The organism is Pseudomonas sp. BS3767, assembly GCF_900099665.1.
Classification (GTDB): domain Bacteria; phylum Pseudomonadota; class Gammaproteobacteria; order Pseudomonadales; family Pseudomonadaceae; genus Aquipseudomonas; species Aquipseudomonas cerasi.
In genome coordinates, this window is the sequence record NZ_FNCX01000011.1 from 158,682 (window position 1) to 175,731 (window position 17,050).

Here is a 17,050-nt window from a genome sequence, read left to right on the forward strand (position 1 = left end):
AAATCGGCTGCTTCCGGAGCTGGGGATCGATTCCAAAATCTACGCTTCGTCTGTCCTCGCAGGATCTCACGCTGTCAGTCTTCTTCTTCGACTTTAGAAAGTCTGACTTCAACCACGAAGCGACTGGAACAGTTGCTGCAGCGGATGGGCTGCCACATTTGGGCTGGAGGGACGGGAATTACTGCCTGACAATCAGAGCAGTCAAAAATGAACGTCTCTACTTTGACAAGGATCTGCCGCCCATCCTCTTCAGTCCATTTTTTCCAAAGCAAATTACACCTTCTGTTACTGCAGTGGACTACATCGTCATTATCGAACTCACGCTGACCTACATAAAGTACATCTCCACACTCACACTCGCCAAACACTACAGCTTTGACTGCAAATACGGCTGTTGCCTTGGCAACATCCTCAAGACAACTTATTATTTTAGCAAAGTCCTCCTTTGCTATTTTTTTGACTTTCTGCTCATCAGCTTTGATCACAGGGGAGTGGAGATAGGAACCGAGCTTATTGTAATACCTCCGGAAATCTTTCCACGGAATTGACTTGGTAGAACCTATGGCTTTGAAATCTGAGTCAGCCGGCAACTCATCGCCGTTTCTCAGAGCAAATGCCAGCTCACCACCGTTTTCATTGATAGGATCAAATGATATCAGCGCCTTCAGCATCTGATCAGGCTTCCACATACCCAGCACTTTGCCAGGCAAGACATCTCCGTATTGACGCATCTGCCTGTAAACGACATTTTCTAACGCAAATCGCAGCTCGAGGGCAGCATACCTCTTGGAGTTCTCGTCAGTAGCCTTCAAAAGCTCCTTCGCACGGTCCAAAAATGGGACGACCCTGTAGATATCCATAACATGAAAATTCCTGATTGAGATTAGTTACACCCATGGCACACACACTCAAGCACGCACCCTCAACGCTTCCTATATTCCTAACGCTTTGTAACGAGCCTTGTCGTTTGGCAAGCCCGTTACACTGACTATCCTAACGAACCTCTCTGCATTGGGGATACATATCTCCCACCCCTCATAGCTGTAGTATGATTTAACATTAGGTTTTCCCAATGCATTGATATGGGCTTCTAGAGTGTTTTGAAACTCACGACTTAGATCGTATCCACCTATACCTGGAAAACACTCTGCAAGAAATGGTGCCCAGTTTTCGCCACCCATATGTTTAGGTTGAGAGATAGCCAAATGTGGATCCGTGAGTTCCAGCTCAAGCCTCATCCTCTGCGCATTTTGTGGCCGGCTAAAATGCCATGCGTACTCACCTGCGTAATGTCGGTTGATTGAGAACCATTTATTCCCTGTTATCAGATTGGCGCATACGTCCACCCCCTGATCTCCGAAACAGCAGCCATGGTAGAAACGACCGGGTACAGAAACTATGGGCCAGGTCGAAAGTTCATCGAGCAGCCGATTTGAGATAGTCATAGTAAGCCTCGTTTGTGATTCGTACCCGTTTACCAAGCCAGAGGTTTTTTTTCAACCTCCCAGAGAGCCTCAGCTAACTCGATCTGAAATCAACACCAATTTTCCAACCCCACGGGATCAATGAAGGGTTTTCTAAGGCGCATAACTTCTCAAGCAGGCAATGTTTCTCCTTTGAGTAAAACGACCTCATCGGAGTCCTTATGCGTTTGTATCTGTGCGAGAAGCCCAGCCAGGGTAAAGACATCGCCGCCGTACTCGGGGCCAAAACACGAGGTGACGGCTGCATCAAGGGCAATGGTGTGGCCGTGACCTGGGGAATTGGGCACTTGCTGGAAACGGCGCCACCGGATGCCTATGGCGATCACCTGAAAAACTGGAGCCTGGACACACTTCCAATCCTGCCTGCTGAATGGAAAGTGCTCGTAAAGCCGAAAACCTCCAGTCAGTTCAAGATCGTCAAGCAGCTTCTCAAGCAGGCTACCGAGCTTGTCATTGCGACAGACGCTGACCGCGAGGGGGAGATGATCGCGCGCGAACTGATCGAGTATTGTGGGTACCGAGGACCGATTCAGAGGCTATGGCTGTCTGCGCTCAATGAAGCATCCATCCGCCAAGCGCTCAACACCGTCAAGCAAGGCTCAGAAACCTACCCGTTGTACCTCTCGGCGCTCGCTCGTTCCAGAGCGGACTGGCTCATCGGTATGAATTTTTCGCGGCTATTCACCCTGCTCGGCCGACAGGCCGGGTACACCGGTGTGCTCTCCGTGGGCCGTGTCCAAACACCGACCCTTCGCTTGGTGGTCGACCGCGACCGGGAGATCTCGAACTTCATACCCAAACCGTTCTGGAGTGTCGAGGTTCAGCTCTGGACGGCAGGACAATCGTTCTTGGCGAAATGGGTCGCCGATGAGTACGTGGTAGATGAGGAAGGCCGTTGCCTTGATCAAGCTGCTGCAACTGCTGCACTGGCCGCGCTGAAAAGTAGTCAGGCTGCCTCAACAGTTTCTGTTGATACAAAGCGTGGCAAGGATCCAGCTCCGCTCCCGTTCGATCTGAGCACCCTGCAGGAGGTGTGCTCTGCAAAGCTTGGGATGGGTGTGCAAGAGACGCTGGACGTAGCACAGTCACTTTATGAAACTCACAAGGCGACGACCTACCCAAGGACCGATTGCGGGTACCTGCCGGAGAGCATGTTTGATGAAGTCCCCATGGTCCTCGATGCTCTAAACCGAACTGATCCATCTATCGGTAAGACGCTGCAACTGATCGACCCGGAGCAACGTTCCCGGGCATGGAATGACAAAAAAATCACGGGGCCGCACCACGGGATAATACCCACGCTTGAACCAGCAAACCTTTCAGCAATGTCTGAGAAGGAACGCAAGGTCTATGAATTGATCCGCGCGCACTTCCTTGCGCAGTTCCTGCCTACCCATGAGTACGACCGGACCGTGGCCACCTTCGAATGCAATGCAGTTCCACTGCAAGCAGTGGGCAAGCGAATCGTGATCCCAGGCTGGAAGGTTCTTTTTTCTGCATCGTCCGAAGAGGAGGCTGATGACAGTGGCGGCCGCTCTCAGATCCTGCCAGTGCTGCAAATTGGTACTCGGTGTGACGTTCAGGACCTGCATCTCAAATCGCTGAAAACCGAGCCGCCCAAGGCTTACACCGAAGGTACATTGATCAAAGCGATGAAAACCATTGCCAAGCTGGTCAAGGATCCACGACTGGCTCAAAAGCTCAAGGAAACTACCGGTATAGGTACTGAAGCAACACGCGCAGGCACAATTCAGGGATTGATCGACCGAGGATCACTCATCAAGAAAGGAAGCGCGCTGCGAGCAACTGAAGCAGCGTTCTCGCTGATTGATGCGGTCCCTCCGGCTGTGGCCGATCCCGGCACAACTGCTATATGGGAGCAAGCGCTTACTATGATCGAGCAAGGCACCCTGACGCTCGATGATTTTATCGCCAGGCAATCGAGCTGGATCACCAGGCTCGTCGACCAATACAAAGGCACCACCTTGTCGATAAAAGTGCCCGAAGGTCCCAAGTGCCCTTTGTGCAGTGCGAAAACCTCGCAGCGTAAAGGATCCTCAGGAGTTTTCTGGGCGTGTTCCCGCTACCCCGAATGCAAAGGGACGGTGAACATTGGTACAGGTAAGAAAAAAACACCTGGCAGGTCAGCCAAGCCCCGAGCCGCTTCTGTCAAAAGCAGCTGAGAGGCTGGTGATAGCGGGGTCACAAATGATGTGCCACAATGGGGCTACTACCAGTTCCACCCCGCTGGTCACTGACGGTCATCAGTGACACCCTGGAGAAGTCGGCCTTGCCTTCATTCTCCTCCCCCAAAGTACGCAAAGCATCGGGAGGGGCGTACAGATCTTGTTGTGAATTCTCCCTGTGTCTCCCTGTTCAGTAGCAGACACGCAGCCGTCTAACTCGTGAAAGCGGGTTCATAGGCACACAGAGTTCACAGAAGGTTCGATGCATAGTTGTCTCAGGGCCGCACTGGTGTTGCGGTCCACTTTTTTTTAAAACGCTTCCGACTCTCTCGGCAGGTAACCTGGTCATCTAGCAACGCTGGATGACCAGGTTACCTTCCGAGGTAGCCACTTTTCGCTGCCGGCACCCACCGGTGAAAAAACGGGTTCCCTTTGTGCGCGAATGCGTGCCTTTTGATAACTGGCCCAAGCCACGACAACGGGCCGGGTGATGTCGATGTAGCAATGCGTGCGATCAATGCCCAGGGATCCTCGCTGAGCTAACGCTCACAGGTGGCAAATTTTACAAGCTGTAGCAAAGTACACATCGGCTGAGAGCTATCGTCACCAAATGAGATAGCTCTCAGCACGATTCCCATTAGATTCAGCTTTCAAAAATATGGTTTCTTCAGCCTGCTAGAGGGCCTGCTCGCGTGCAATCCCTCCAACAGGTTTTTTAGTTTTGTGAACAAAACAAGCTCTAAGTATGCCTCGCTTTTGCGGGGCTAAGTCAGTAAGGAACGCTGTATCTTGCGTTCGTCATTATTAGGAACCAACATGAGTGTATTGAAGGGATTGCTTGACTGGATGATCACTAAACTTGCTTCAAAGCAGTCTCCAGTAAGACCAGAAACAGTTGAAAACCAGGCAGCTCAGGCAGCGTTAGAACTCGCCGCAATTCTGAGGGTAGGCGGAGCCTTGGAGCATGACGAAATCCCCATGATCACACGTCGACTGCAGTCCGTGATTGATGCAACGAATGCCGTGATTGCTGCCTGCGAACCTAGTCAAGCCGAAGGAAGATACTGCCGTCGAGAGCTCTGAACCGAGCATCTCACGCTGATCGTGGCCAGAACCGACAGCTCGTGCTTGACAAGCCTTCACAGACTTCACATTCTCAAGACATGTACCGCTGACGTTGTCAGCAACATGCCCGGGTAGTCAGGATCTCGCGACTACGATGCGCCCCACGCATTGATCCCCCCCCAAGTTCGCAAAGCTTCCGGAGGCGCGAACGATCGGTATTGATTGCCGATGGATGCATATTCAACATCGCACACAACGCTGCACTCAGCCTGGCTGAGTCATGCCATAACACTGACCTGCCCTCGGGGAATACTTTCCCTTAGGGACAAGTGTCTCCGTTTTCTGCAATTTGAACGGAGACAGACTATGTCGGATCACACGGCTGCAAACTCAACATCCCAGAATGCTGAGATCACTAAACGCGTTGATATGCTTTACGGCGAGGCATGTCGTCAATTTCCGACATACGAAACAATGGTCTTTGAGCACTTTTGCTCTCAGATGATTGAGACTTTCGGCGATGACGAACAGGCGCCAGAAGCGGCAGACGCATTTAGCTATGCACGCTCGGACTATGATTATCTTTCCCCATCAGAAATTATGGCGGCAAGGGAAGTCAATCGGAGCCATGGAATCTGCAGCCACGGCCTTACTAAAGACACCTGCCCATGCGGTTGTTTTGAGTTCACAGGTCTAGAGATCTACGAGGACTACGGACCTCAGGAATGTGACCTGATAGATGATCCAGACCTCGTCATACAAGAAATTTCGGGCACTAGCGGAGTGAAAATTGTGTGGGTCTCTACCCAGACCAAAACCACGCTTATCCGCAGTTTTCTCTCGTACCTATCGTACCAATGGAATGTGGCGCTGCGATTGTCAGCAACACGCCGAAGGTAGTTTGGATCTCATGACTACGATGCGTTCTACGCATTGATCCAACCTAAAGTTCGCAAAGCTTCCGGAGGCGCGAACGATCGGTGATTTAAACGCCGATGGATGCACATTAAACGCGTCACTCACCCAGCGGGGAAACACTCCCCTCTCGGGCGGTGTTCTCCGCAATTTTCACTGGAGAAACACCATGAGTTCAGCAAGCTTCCGTTTCGGCATGATGGTCGGCACTGCACTGCGTGAATGCATCCGTGCGGTCAACCAAAAACCAAGACCTTCAGCAGTCAAAGTGGTAACAGCGCAGTGCAGGATGATGCCTGAACCTGCGATGACCCACGACGAGTGCGAAAACTACTGCAGCGTGCCAGCCATAGTGCGTCGCAAAGGGATCAATCTTCGTGATTGGTATGAGGCTAATACGCAAGAGGTTCAGACCAAACAGGTGAAGAAAGCCCGTAAATCTCGCGCATCGAAGGTGCCCGAGACGTCCAAAAAGCGGAATGCTGAACCAGCAGTTAAGGCCCCTGTCATGGGTTCGTTGGACCAGCTCATTGCTTGATACTCACCCTCCCCTGACAAGCCCCTCATTCATTGAGGGGCTTTTTTCATTTGGAGGGTTGACAAACGAATCTCCCTTAAAGGATTCTAAAGCCATGTACCGCTGACGTTGTCAGCAACATGCCCGAGGTAGTCTGGATTTCATGACTACGATGCGTTTTACGCATTAATCCAACCCCCAGTTCGCAAAGCATTCGGAAGCGCGAACGGTTGACCAGTTTAACTGGTTGATGGATGCATAATGATTCTCACACCCCATCGGGACCTTTCCCGTAGGGATGGTCTCGTGCTTAGCAGGAGACCTTCATGAAAAGCAGTCTTGCGCTTTACCAAGCATTGATTTCAATCGATGTTCCGGAAGACCGCGCCACTGCAGTCGTCGATGCTCTGGAGTCGGATATGCAAACGCAACTCGCGACTAAAGCCGACATCGACAATCTCGAGTCTAGACTCGAACTGAAACTCACCATTCGTATGGCTGTCATGCTGACTGCTGCTGTAGGCGTTATGCTTACTGCGTTCAGATTCATGCATTGATTGTCGTAAAATTTCGCTCTACCACCCATGCGGGGAATACCTTCCCCCTGGGCGAAGTGTATCTCCGCTTTGAACACTCAAAACTGGAGATACATCATGAACAACTCTACCAACGAAACCAAATACTTCGACCTGCACACCGTCGGCATTGGCTATCTCAACCGCATTCGTGAAGTGAAGCCTCGTAAGGGAGACCCTTTCATGGCTGTCACCATTGCCGCCCTCAAAGGCAGCACAGACTCGGTTGAGTATTCATACATCGATTGCAACGTGGTGGGTGCAGAAGCTGACAAGCTGATTCGCCGTTGCCAGGAAGCTGTTGCTGCCGATAAGAAGGTTCTTGTCTCTTTCCGGATTGGCGATCTCTGGGCCGATGTTTTTACCTACAGCAGTGGTGCTAAGCAAGGCCAACCAGGTGTCAGCCTCAAAGGCCGTCTCTTGTACCTTGCCTGGATCAAAGTTGAAGGTGAATACGTTTATCAGGCTCCGCAGAAAGAAGAAGCACCTGCCTCTTCTGAAAGCTCACAGTCCGAAGCTACCCCAGTCGTTCAATCCGAGGCGCCTGCCTCAAGCGAACCAACTGATGTGGCTACTCCAGCTGCTACTCCCCCTAAGCCAACACGAGCAAAACCAGCTCGCGCAGGACGAGGAGAGAAACAAGCCGCTTGATAGATTTTTTACAACCTCAAGGCGCCCTGCAGGCGCCTTTTCTTTTCTCCACACCGTAGGTAACGACTTCATGAAATTCGCTATCGCGACACTCGTGCTTACAATGCTAAGCATATTTTTTCTGGAATTTGGACAACAGCTCTCCGCTCAACTACTGACACAGATCGGCGCAGGAGGACTGGTCGCCACTTTTCTTGCAATGGCAGGTATGGTGATTAGTTCTTGACACTAAACCTTCTACTTTACCCTTAAGGCCCCCACCCTTAAGGGACCGGGGCCCTTATATTGGAGCTCCTATGGACAGTAATACTAACAGACTAACCTTGCGACTTGAGCTCGCTTTGCTGATCTCAAAAGCACACGCTCAAGATAGTATCTATCAACAGGTTTTGAACAAAGATACGCCGCCGGATCGCTTTTCCAGTTTGTATTGGGAGGATGTTCTGGACAAGCTCGAAGACTTGGCCCTATTGGACCACGTTGAGAATTACACACCGGACCACAGCTCGTATATTGATGATGCTGCACTCCTCAAGTCTTACTGGACTCTTCGGGAATGGTGCGGGATAGATATATATCCTGATACTTCATCCGCTGTAACAGAAAGACTCTAACCCAACGTTCTCAAGAACGAAAACCAACCTGACCGGGTAATTCACCTCCCGGTCGGGCCAGGTGGTTGCCCGCACCTGGAGAATTATTATGTCCATCACCATAAATCACTTGCCATCCACTTTGCTGAAGCTGCCTGTTGTGCTGACGCCTTCCGCCTGGAAAGAATCTGTTCATTTGGAACAACCGTCGCACATTGCGGAGATCGGCACTCGTCTTGGCGAAGTCGTACTCGAAGCCTATCGCGAGCTGCATCTGCAGCCAGATGAGGTTCAGATCGACTTCGGTATCTATCGTTTTCTACCCAATGGGGACCGCTCGGGGCGTCATTGGCTCGAACTGAAACTTCATCGGATAGATGCCATAAACGGCAGTCCCTACCTTTGCATTTCGCTTAGAGCTGAACAGCCTCTCAACCTCTTCTGACCCAGTCGTCAACCTGAAACCACTAACAAGCCCGAATCTTCGGGCTTTTTTTCGGGCTCCCATTCAAGCGGCCTGCCCGATAATCCGGAGTAGTCATGATCAACCTGCCCGGCTATTTGGCCATACGCACCATCAGCGGTCGCAACGGCGCTTTCAACGTTGGGCGACTCTCGACGTCCATTGGTGAGTTCGTTATCAAGGACGCGCTGCTGGACCAGTACCACGAGGGCAAATATCGAGGTGATTTTGTTATCACCGAAATTCGTCCCTCCTACTACACAAACGGCGGCAGATTAGTGGTCGAAGTCCGCGCCAGGCTGGACAGCATGTCTTTGGACGATGTGGCTAACCTGAGCGCCGACGAGGCTGAGAGGCTGTCCAACAGCGAAACTGACCCACTCGACGAAGAAGCCTCCGGCGGCTCGTCTTCAACCAGACCTCGTCCGGCTATTCAAACAACGTCCAGAAGATCAGTTTCTGCTGACAGTGACGCACCGTTTGGCATGACGAGATCCGAGCCTGAGAAACAGGTCACCGCACATGAGGCTGATGCAGAGCTGTTCGGCACGATCTGGCCTATTGGACGTGCAGTCAAGCTGGACACAACTGTAGACCGTAAGCGTCTGCGGCAACAATGTGTTCGCCTTGGCGAGCTCGGGTATGAGCTTGACTTCAAGCTGCAGATTTGGAATCTCAGCACTCATTGACCTTGCTCAGAACTGAGCGTTTTCTACTTTTACATCCCCTGAGGGCTCCCTCATGGGTGCTCCTCATTACTAACTGAAGGAGCATCACATGCATCCGCTTTTCATAAATATCAAGAAAGCGATCCTGGACATCATTGAGGATCAACTCACCAACAACGAAGAAGCGCCTGACTCAGAAATCTGGAACATTCTGGTCGACGAACTTGACTTGACCGTAGAACAGGCAGACGCGGCCATAGCAATGCGACCGCGCTTCCGGTGCGAGATATTCATTGCTGGGCAAAGCCCGTTGTATCAAACAAACACCGTAACCTTCGATCCGCTTGAGAAAAAACTCGTGGCTGCTGAGCCTTTGAGTTTCGATCAGATCTTAGAGATATACACGATGCTACTGAAGAGTCGACCGGGTTACCGACTCAAACTGGGGGCTCACTGGGCAGCCGGTTTGAATTCAGAGGGTGAGCTGTATTGCACCCATCTAAACCCATGCGACAAAAACGTCATGTTTGAGGTTTACGACTTCGACCGCGATGCGTTCGTTGATGGTCGCTGGCAGTACGAGACAGAAGAACAAACTCGGGCGGCAATCGATAAACCCGAATTTATCCGCTAAACACATTGAATCCCGAGGGGCAGCACCGCCCCTCAGGGCGGTTCCCCTCCTGTATTGGAGGACCTAATGCCGAACCGCACTCAACTCTTTCACATCGAAGAATGCCCGGATCTGTACGTCGACGCGTGCGTCTGTGACGAGCAGCGAAACCTGATATTTCTATCAGCCTGGGGCCGCGACACGGCCATGCAGGAGTTTCTGGCCAGACTCACACTCGGTACCACCGAGAACGGCCTGGACCAGTTCCACATCGTCATGAATGACCAACGCATCCCGGTGTTCCCTGATACGGATCTGTTGGAAAAACGCACCACTCGCCAGCTTCGCGGAACGCTCTTCGGTAGCCTGCTGCACTTATGGCTGTTCGATCAGCGTTGCTCGCAGCCGGATAGAGCAACCCATTCTGCTTACGCGCTCATCAATCAAGCCCAAGACCCGTTCGATAGGTTGTGGCCGCTGATCGTAGACACTTGCCCTCTTCCGTTCCTTCCACATTGGCGTGAGCCGGTGATGGAGGTCCTTACTGCGCACAACATGTTGCACCCGCTACCGGGAGCTATTGGCTCGGTGACAGCCTGGCGTTTGTCGCTGCAGCTGGACGTGCTCGAAAAAGCTCTGGGCGAACTCATTCGCGCAGGGAAACTCACCACTGAAGTTACGGCGTAGTTCACGCCCACCAGTCCAAGGAGCCAACCATGGCTTTGATGTTCTCACGGCTTGCCCGTAATTTTGCACGCAACGGCTATTACCCGACTGACGAACTGACTCTGGAGCGCACTCTGCAGGCATTGTTGCCGGCGACCTCGGGACGGATGCGGATTCTTGATCCGTGCTCGGGAGAAGGAGTGGCTTTGGCTGAGGTCGCACACCGACTGGAGCGAGACCGAACAGAGACGTATGCGGTTGAGTACGACAAAGAGCGCGCTGATCACTCGAAAACGTTGCTGGACCGAGTGCTGCAGGGTGACTTGATGGACACCATGATCTCTCGACAGTCCTTCGGACTGCTCTGGCTCAACCCTCCTTACGGGGATCTGGTCGCTGATCACTCTGGCGCTTCACAGTACCAGGGTAGCGGCCGCAAAAGGCTGGAGAAGGCATTTTACCAACGGTCACTGCCGTTGCTTCAGTACGGAGGGGTGATGGTATTCATCGTTCCTCACTACGTGCTGGACGACGAGCTGTGTGGCTGGCTCACCAATCACTTTACCGGGCTGCGGATCTGCGCCGCGGTAGACCGCACGTTCAAACAGGTCGTGATATTCGGAATCAGGGTACGGCGTCAGGATCTGGCAAGACCCCGGGAACTGGCGGCGATGCGTGAGTATCTGCGGGCAATCGGATCCGGGGAAGAAGCTGCTGATCTGCTACCGGCCACTTGGCCATGGGAGCAATACGCTGTCCTACCGATCGCTAATGACCTGGAACACTTCTACCGAATCACTCTTGAACCCGAGCAATTCAGTGAAGAGGTTCTTCGTCTGAGAGGCCTATGGCCTGATTTCACGCTGCACTTTGGCCAGACTGGCGCTCAACCGCGGGCCCCGGTGAAGGCACTTTCACGGTGGCACTTGGCACTGGCACTCGCTGCTGGAGCCATAACTGGTGTCGTGACCTCTCGTTCCGGGCGTGTCCTGGTGCTCAAGGGCGACACTTACAAGGATAAGGTTCCCAAGACCGAATTCACTGAGGACGAGGACGGCCACGTGTTTGAGACACGGATCTTGACTGATCGTTTTGTGCCCAGGATTAGGGCATGGGATATGACGCCAGGCTCATCCTATCTAGGGTACGCACTGACCATCAGCTCGGATGCGACAACACCAGCTACACACGAAACCACCTCAAACACTGCTGCACGTAGTCAGAACGCTTCAATTGAACTGGGCCGTGTGATGCTCACGCACAGCGTTCAAAGTCTGCTTCAAAATAGCTCTCTCGACGTGAGGCAGTACCTGCGGCGTCACGCGACGGGCGATTGGGGCGAGATTTCGAACGACGACTGGGACAGCAACCAGCAAGCACTGAGTGCTGATGGCCGATTGTTTTCCGGGTATGACATCGAAGCAGAGGATGAGACCAGACTCTGGATCATTACCGAGTCTGATCGCTCAGCAACAACAGTCATGTTGCCATCTGACTACTAATAAACTTTACCAAGACCTTTTAATCATCTAACCGCACCTCAGGGTATGAACAATACCCTTGGTGGTGTCGTGCATGCCCTGTTTAACCCAATAGTGGAGAAACATCATGAACGACCTGCCTTTGGCTGCGCCTGCAGACCACCCTTGTGTACCAACTTTGAACATCGGGCTCACTGAGTTTATCGAAGAGTTTGGCGACGAACTCCTGGAGTCACTCAACCGCTCCAACCCACCGGTCTACGCCGGCATCGACAATCCGGCTCGGCAGTGGGTGCTGGACGGCCTCAAAAGACAGCCCTTCCCTGCCCAAGCTCAAGTGGTCCAGGCAATTGCCGCGCTTTTGCTCGATCAGAATGAGCAGGCTGGCATCATCAATGCCGAGATGGGGACAGGCAAAACAATGATGGCCATCGCTCTCGCTGCAGTCATGCATGGAGCTGGTTATCGCAGGACGATGGTCATCGCGCCTCCGCACCTGGTCTACAAGTGGCGGCGCGAGATCCTCGAAACCATCCCTGACGCTCGCGTCTGGGTGCTCAACGGACCGGATACCCTGGTCAAGCTGCTGAAGCTGCGCGATCAACTGGGTGATACCTACGACGGACGTCAGGAGTTCTTTATTCTCGGCCGTGTGCGGATGCGGATGGGGTTCCACTGGCGTCTGGCCTTTTGGCAGCGACGTGCCGGCGGTGGAAGGAGCCTGGCAGCGTGTCCAGATTGTGGGCGTCTGCTACAGGACCAGGAAGGCAATCTGATCACCGCTGAGGAATTTCAGCGTGAAGAGCGACGTCGACGCTGCGAACACTGTAATGCCGCTTTATGGACGCTGATGCGCCCGGGCAAATCGGATGGCGGCAGCCGCCGTAACACGATCCTAAAGTCGATGTGTCGCATCCCTACAATCGGACCTGTTCGTGCAGAACGGCTTCTATCTGACTTCGGCGAAGACTTTCTCGCCTCGATGCTTCTGGACAATGTCTCTGAGTTCATCAACCTGATGGACGCCAAAGGCAATTTCATCTTCAGCGACCGCCAAGCCAAGCGCATGGAGCGTGCGATGGCCAACATCGAGTTCGGGTTCGGCGAGGGGGGTTACCAACCCACCGAGTTCATCAAGCGCTACCTACCTGATGGATGCTTCGACCTACTGGTCGTGGACGAGGGGCACGAGTACAAAAACAGTGGATCGGCACAAGGTCAGGCTATGGGCGTGCTCGCAGCCAAAGCACGTAAGACTGTGCTGCTGACCGGCACTCTGATGGGCGGGTATGCAGACGATCTGTTCTATCTCCTGTTCCGAATCCTCACCAGACGAATGATCGAGGACGGCTATCAGCCCAACGCGCGAGGAAGCATGGCGCCGGCGGCGATGTCTTTTATGCGGGATCACGGGGTACTGAAGGATATCTACACCGAGCGTGATGGCAGTTCTCACAAGACTGCCAAGGGTAAGAAACTCTCAGTGCGGACGGTCAAAGCTCCGGGGTTCGGCCCGAAAGGCATTCACCGCTTCGTTCTACCCTTCACTGTGTTCCTGAAACTCAAGGATATCGGCGGCAACGTGCTACCTGGTTACCGGGAGGAGTTCATTGACGTTCCGATGTCTCCAGACCAGGAGGCGGCTCACCGTAAGCTTGCCCAGACATTGACCGTCGAGCTTCGGCAGGCGCTAGCCCGAAGAGATACGACGCTGTTAGGGGTGGTGTTGAACGTGCTGTTGGCATGGCCGGACTGCTGCTTTCGACCTGAGGTGGTGAAACATCCTCGATCCAGAGACACGTTGGCTTTCGTGCCGTCGGTCTTCGATGACGACGAGCTCATGCCAAAGGAACAGGCCCTTCTGGACATATGTCTTGCTGAAAAGGCCCGGAACCGCAAGGTTCTGGCCTATTCGGTTTACACGGGTACCAGAGACACCACGAGCCGCATGAAGCGGGTGCTCGAGCAATCGGGACTGAAGGTGGCAGTGCTGCGTGCATCGGTGGACACCGCCAGGCGCGAGGACTGGATCCTTGACCAGGTTGATCGAGGCGTCGACGTACTGATCACCAACCCGGAGCTCGTAAAAACAGGTCTGGATCTGCTCGACTTTCCGACCATTGCCTTCATGCAGACGGGTTACAACGTCTACACGGTGCAACAGGCGGCAAGGCGCTCATGGAGGATCGGACAGAAGCAGGACGTCCGAGTGATCTTTTTCGGCTACATCGGCAGCTCTCAGATCACCTGCCTGCAGCTGATGGCCAAGAAGATCGCGGTATCGCAGAGTACGTCAGGGGATGTTCCTGAGTCTGGTCTGGACTCGTTGAACCAGGATGGCGATTCCGTAGAGATGGCACTCGCCAGACAACTCATCAACGCTTGATCGTGGCCACCTTCGGGTGGCCTATTTTATACCAAAACGTTCAGTGATTTTGCTACGCTATGGGAAGTTTGCTACTAACCCATGCCTAAGGAAATGACATGATTACTGATACAGGCTCAGCTCTAAGAATGGACATATTGGAAAAAGCCGCAGAACAGCAAATTGTGAAACCACTACGCTCCTACGGATGGAGTGCAGACATCACGTCGAGGCAAGTTCCTGGGGAGTTCTTGATAGTTTCTGCCGTCAAGCAGGGGCATGAGCATAAGGTCGCGCTTATGTATTCATCTGCCACAGACAATCTGCATTATAAATATTTGGACAAACAGGTTGAACATATATTCACGAATGGCGAGCTCTACATGATCGACAGCTTTGCCTTCGGAATTAATTGTAAAGTATCACCGATAAGCGAGTTCTTCCCGCTCATGATCGATTGGAGCAGAGCTCTTTCCCCCCCAGCAGAGGTCTCCGTAAACAACAGGCCACGCCAAGGTATAATTCGAATCACAGCCGAAAAACCAATTGACGGAATTTGGGCGCATCTTAATCAACTTGCTAGTACTTCACTTGCTAAAAAACTAATCACCCGTAGATACTTAGAGAGCGGTGTGGAGCTGCAGGAGGCACTGTTGGAGAGCAAAGCTGCTGGGGTAGCTTTCTCTGTCAGAAGCGCTGCCGATTACTTCAAGAGCGCAGCAAATGAAAGCTTAAACAAAAGAGTTCTGAGTTTGTACTATGGCTCATTGGCGCTGGCATTCGCGGAAATGCTATCAGCACCGTACGGGCCAAGCGACCTAGATGAAGTCGAAGGGATGACGAAGAACGGGCATGGCTTGTATACCGTCCCATCTGGCACCGATGATTTTGGAGGGCTCACGGTTGGACTACTGGCCACAGGTTTTTTTCCCCGCTGGGTTAGTTTTCTTGGGCATGACGTGAGCAATTTCCCTCGAAAAAAAGCCACAACCACGAGTGACTTAAATTCTTACACAACAGGTACTTTTGCATCAATAGAGCAATTATTTTCAACATTGCCAGAGCTTGGCAGCTTGTATCATGACGTTTACGAGTCCGAACCATCCTGGGTAAATACTGCCTTCGACTCGGGAGCTGGCTATCAGTTGAGAAACCATCATACCAGCAGCAGCTACATAAACCTTATTGACCCAAGTTCAAAACTCAGCATTGATCGTCTTTCATCCAACAAATGGGCTATTTCTGAAATAGAGAGAAAGCACGACAACGGATCCAAGGAAGCCATTTTCCGGGTACGAGTAGACCACGATAACTTTGAGCATTGGCACCAAGCCTTGCCCTTACATCAAAGTCCCTTTTTTGAGGGAAGTGCTCTGATTCTACCTGTTCTCGGAGGCGTCTTTGAATATCGCGCTGTCAGCCTGTCATTACTTTATGCGCTTTCAATCTTGGTTAGATACATGCCCAGTGCCTGGAGGCGTGTGGAAGGTGGTGATTGGGACGAACATCTGACATTAGTAAAAATGACTTTGGATATATTTGAACGAGTCCTGCCAGAGCAGTTTCTCGAAAGCATCACTGATCAGCGCATCTATTCAAAAGTGCCAGGGACCTTCTAAACCAAGAACTTTGCAAAGGATGGAATTCAATGAGCAACAGTACTGCATATATATCACTAGCCTTCATGATACTAGGAACGCTCGCCAGCATCTATGCGGCCTGCCAGATCTTTTTTTATTTCCAGGAAAAGAGCTGTCCGAAAAAAAATGAATTCTCTAACTCAGTTCTGCGCCATGCCCGATCGGACATGTGTTTAACCCCAAAAGATGAACATGAAATCTTGACAGGCTACTACATGAAACACATGCAACGGTTTAGATATGGAACTATGGGTGCAGTCGTATGTGTCTTCCTGGCTTTTTATCTGATTATGTAATTTCTTTAAGTCGGATCTTCTGAAAAGTGGACATTTAGTCCACGTTTTCAACACCATGCTGTCCGACGCATTGGAAACCCATTCCGATTGAAAAACGGTTTCCTGCTGCTTCAGGACTTCGTTTTTGCGAACGTGCCTCACATCTTGAGTGAGGTCCTCCATGAAGCTGCCACTGCGCCCTTCTCTTTCCCGCGCCAACGTACTGCAAATCCTGGCCTTGATCGTCCTGATCGGCATGCTGGTCTACCAGCAATGGCAGATTCTCCATCTGAAAACGGGTTTTGAATCTGCTGCGAACCTGGAAACCGTCAACGCCATCACCCAACGCATCAATGGCGTGGATGACCGGCTCGATGCCGCCAGCCAGATGAAGTCCGTGACCATCGATGATTTCAGAGCCGGCCAGCAGGCTTTGTCCAACCGCATCGATGCCGTTCAAGCCCTCCTGAAGCAGGTGCAGGAGGCGGCGAAGGACGCTGCCCAGCAGGGTGCCACAATGGAAGAGGTTGTGGTCATGGGGGCTCGGATCGAGGAGCTGCAGGTGAAACTCCAAGACCTGCGTGCGGCTAAACCAGCATCTGTTCAAATCACGGCAGCCAAGCCAAAGACTTCACCCCCCTCCCGCAAAACAACAGCACAAACCAAAGCACCGGAGGCACCTCCACCGTTTTCGGTCGTGGGTGTGGAGTATCGCGGGGGCGAACGTTTCTTGTCAGTTGCCCCGCCTGGCAGCACTCAACTGAGTCAATTGAACTTGGTACGCCCGGGCGACGTGGTCGCGGGGAGCAACTGGCAGCTCAACAGCCTGGATGACTCGCGCGCCCTGTTCAGCATCAACGGCTCCACCCGCATTCTGCCCCTGCGCCCTTAGA

Annotated in this window: 18 protein-coding genes; 17 read left to right on the forward strand and 1 reads right to left on the reverse strand. The window is 52.5% G+C overall.

Annotated elements, in window-relative coordinates:
• Positions 1-74: 74 nt before the first annotated feature.
• Positions 75-860: a hypothetical protein gene (locus BLR16_RS25325; RefSeq protein ID WP_092194541.1), complete on the reverse strand. Its 786-nt coding sequence runs from the start codon at positions 858-860 to the stop codon at positions 75-77.
• A gap of 785 nt (positions 861-1,645) precedes the next feature.
• Between BLR16_RS25325 and BLR16_RS25330 the strand changes: the two genes are divergently transcribed.
• The 17 genes from BLR16_RS25330 to BLR16_RS25405 all read left to right on the forward strand — a co-directional run bounded on the left by BLR16_RS25330 (position 1,646) and on the right by BLR16_RS25405 (position 17,049).
• The gene (locus BLR16_RS25330; protein ID WP_024661467.1) at positions 1,646-3,667 is read left to right on the forward strand and encodes a DNA topoisomerase III; all 2,022 of its coding nucleotides are present in this window, start codon (positions 1,646-1,648) and stop codon (positions 3,665-3,667) included.
• Between the two features lie 819 nt (positions 3,668-4,486).
• Positions 4,487-4,753, forward strand: coding sequence for a hypothetical protein (locus tag BLR16_RS25335; RefSeq protein ID WP_024661468.1), 267 nt, complete (start codon positions 4,487-4,489; stop codon positions 4,751-4,753).
• Positions 4,754-5,101: 348 nt separating this feature from the next.
• The gene (locus BLR16_RS25340; protein ID WP_092194543.1) at positions 5,102-5,635 is read left to right on the forward strand and encodes a regulator; all 534 of its coding nucleotides are present in this window, start codon (positions 5,102-5,104) and stop codon (positions 5,633-5,635) included.
• 184 nt (positions 5,636-5,819) lie between these two features.
• The gene (locus tag BLR16_RS25345; RefSeq protein ID WP_092194545.1) at positions 5,820-6,188 is read left to right on the forward strand and encodes a hypothetical protein; all 369 of its coding nucleotides are present in this window, start codon (positions 5,820-5,822) and stop codon (positions 6,186-6,188) included.
• A gap of 305 nt (positions 6,189-6,493) precedes the next feature.
• Positions 6,494-6,724 carry a hypothetical protein gene (locus tag BLR16_RS28675; protein WP_003435757.1) on the forward strand — a complete coding sequence of 77 codons (231 nt, stop codon included), beginning with the start codon at positions 6,494-6,496 and terminating at the stop codon, positions 6,722-6,724.
• A 96-nt stretch (positions 6,725-6,820) separates the two neighbouring features.
• Positions 6,821-7,393, forward strand: a complete 573-nt coding sequence (locus tag BLR16_RS25355) for an STY4534 family ICE replication protein (protein ID WP_092194547.1) — start codon at positions 6,821-6,823, stop codon at positions 7,391-7,393.
• Between the two features lie 70 nt (positions 7,394-7,463).
• A complete protein-coding gene (locus BLR16_RS28680; protein WP_164989078.1) occupies positions 7,464-7,619 on the forward strand; it encodes a hypothetical protein in 156 nt (51 codons plus the stop codon).
• Between the two features lie 70 nt (positions 7,620-7,689).
• Positions 7,690-8,007: a hypothetical protein gene (locus BLR16_RS25360; RefSeq protein ID WP_024662545.1), complete on the forward strand. Its 318-nt coding sequence runs from the start codon at positions 7,690-7,692 to the stop codon at positions 8,005-8,007.
• Between the two features lie 88 nt (positions 8,008-8,095).
• A complete protein-coding gene (locus BLR16_RS25365; RefSeq protein WP_024662544.1) occupies positions 8,096-8,431 on the forward strand; it encodes a hypothetical protein in 336 nt (111 codons plus the stop codon).
• Between the two features lie 95 nt (positions 8,432-8,526).
• The gene (locus tag BLR16_RS25370) at positions 8,527-9,138 is read left to right on the forward strand and encodes a DUF3275 family protein (protein ID WP_092194549.1); all 612 of its coding nucleotides are present in this window, start codon (positions 8,527-8,529) and stop codon (positions 9,136-9,138) included.
• An 88-nt stretch (positions 9,139-9,226) separates the two neighbouring features.
• Positions 9,227-9,751, forward strand: a complete 525-nt coding sequence (locus tag BLR16_RS25375; protein WP_003425083.1) for a hypothetical protein — start codon at positions 9,227-9,229, stop codon at positions 9,749-9,751.
• 66 nt (positions 9,752-9,817) lie between these two features.
• A complete protein-coding gene (locus tag BLR16_RS25380) occupies positions 9,818-10,417 on the forward strand; it encodes a hypothetical protein (protein WP_092194551.1) in 600 nt (199 codons plus the stop codon).
• 29 nt (positions 10,418-10,446) lie between these two features.
• Positions 10,447-11,898: a DUF6094 domain-containing protein gene (locus tag BLR16_RS25385; protein WP_092194553.1), complete on the forward strand. Its 1,452-nt coding sequence runs from the start codon at positions 10,447-10,449 to the stop codon at positions 11,896-11,898.
• 106 nt (positions 11,899-12,004) lie between these two features.
• Positions 12,005-14,263: an SNF2-related protein gene (locus BLR16_RS25390; RefSeq protein ID WP_092194555.1), complete on the forward strand. Its 2,259-nt coding sequence runs from the start codon at positions 12,005-12,007 to the stop codon at positions 14,261-14,263.
• Between the two features lie 98 nt (positions 14,264-14,361).
• A complete protein-coding gene (locus tag BLR16_RS25395; protein ID WP_092194557.1) occupies positions 14,362-15,861 on the forward strand; it encodes a YaaC family protein in 1,500 nt (499 codons plus the stop codon).
• Positions 15,862-15,890: 29 nt separating this feature from the next.
• Positions 15,891-16,178 carry a hypothetical protein gene (locus BLR16_RS28685; RefSeq protein WP_161437873.1) on the forward strand — a complete coding sequence of 96 codons (288 nt, stop codon included), beginning with the start codon at positions 15,891-15,893 and terminating at the stop codon, positions 16,176-16,178.
• Positions 16,179-16,338: 160 nt separating this feature from the next.
• Entirely contained in the window at positions 16,339-17,049 is a 711-nt protein-coding gene (locus BLR16_RS25405; RefSeq protein WP_092194561.1) for a hypothetical protein, read from the forward strand.
• Position 17,050: the final 1 nt, after the last annotated feature.

Bases quoted from the DNA above. Each gene is read 5' to 3' on its own strand.
- BLR16_RS25325 (WP_092194541.1), bottom strand. From the start codon at position 860: ATGGATATCTACAGGGTCGTCCCATTTTTGGACCGTGCGAAGGAGCTT.
- BLR16_RS25330 (WP_024661467.1), top strand. From the start codon at position 1,646: ATGCGTTTGTATCTGTGCGAGAAGCCCAGCCAGGGTAAAGACATCGCC.
- BLR16_RS25335 (WP_024661468.1), top strand. From the start codon at position 4,487: ATGAGTGTATTGAAGGGATTGCTTGACTGGATGATCACTAAACTTGCT.
- BLR16_RS25340 (WP_092194543.1), top strand. From the start codon at position 5,102: ATGTCGGATCACACGGCTGCAAACTCAACATCCCAGAATGCTGAGATC.
- BLR16_RS25345 (WP_092194545.1), top strand. From the start codon at position 5,820: ATGAGTTCAGCAAGCTTCCGTTTCGGCATGATGGTCGGCACTGCACTG.
- BLR16_RS28675 (WP_003435757.1), top strand. From the start codon at position 6,494: ATGAAAAGCAGTCTTGCGCTTTACCAAGCATTGATTTCAATCGATGTT.
- BLR16_RS25355 (WP_092194547.1), top strand. From the start codon at position 6,821: ATGAACAACTCTACCAACGAAACCAAATACTTCGACCTGCACACCGTC.
- BLR16_RS28680 (WP_164989078.1), top strand. From the start codon at position 7,464: ATGAAATTCGCTATCGCGACACTCGTGCTTACAATGCTAAGCATATTT.
- BLR16_RS25360 (WP_024662545.1), top strand. From the start codon at position 7,690: ATGGACAGTAATACTAACAGACTAACCTTGCGACTTGAGCTCGCTTTG.
- BLR16_RS25365 (WP_024662544.1), top strand. From the start codon at position 8,096: ATGTCCATCACCATAAATCACTTGCCATCCACTTTGCTGAAGCTGCCT.
- BLR16_RS25370 (WP_092194549.1), top strand. From the start codon at position 8,527: ATGATCAACCTGCCCGGCTATTTGGCCATACGCACCATCAGCGGTCGC.
- BLR16_RS25375 (WP_003425083.1), top strand. From the start codon at position 9,227: ATGCATCCGCTTTTCATAAATATCAAGAAAGCGATCCTGGACATCATT.
- BLR16_RS25380 (WP_092194551.1), top strand. From the start codon at position 9,818: ATGCCGAACCGCACTCAACTCTTTCACATCGAAGAATGCCCGGATCTG.
- BLR16_RS25385 (WP_092194553.1), top strand. From the start codon at position 10,447: ATGGCTTTGATGTTCTCACGGCTTGCCCGTAATTTTGCACGCAACGGC.
- BLR16_RS25390 (WP_092194555.1), top strand. From the start codon at position 12,005: ATGAACGACCTGCCTTTGGCTGCGCCTGCAGACCACCCTTGTGTACCA.
- BLR16_RS25395 (WP_092194557.1), top strand. From the start codon at position 14,362: ATGATTACTGATACAGGCTCAGCTCTAAGAATGGACATATTGGAAAAA.
- BLR16_RS28685 (WP_161437873.1), top strand. From the start codon at position 15,891: ATGAGCAACAGTACTGCATATATATCACTAGCCTTCATGATACTAGGA.
- BLR16_RS25405 (WP_092194561.1), top strand. From the start codon at position 16,339: ATGAAGCTGCCACTGCGCCCTTCTCTTTCCCGCGCCAACGTACTGCAA.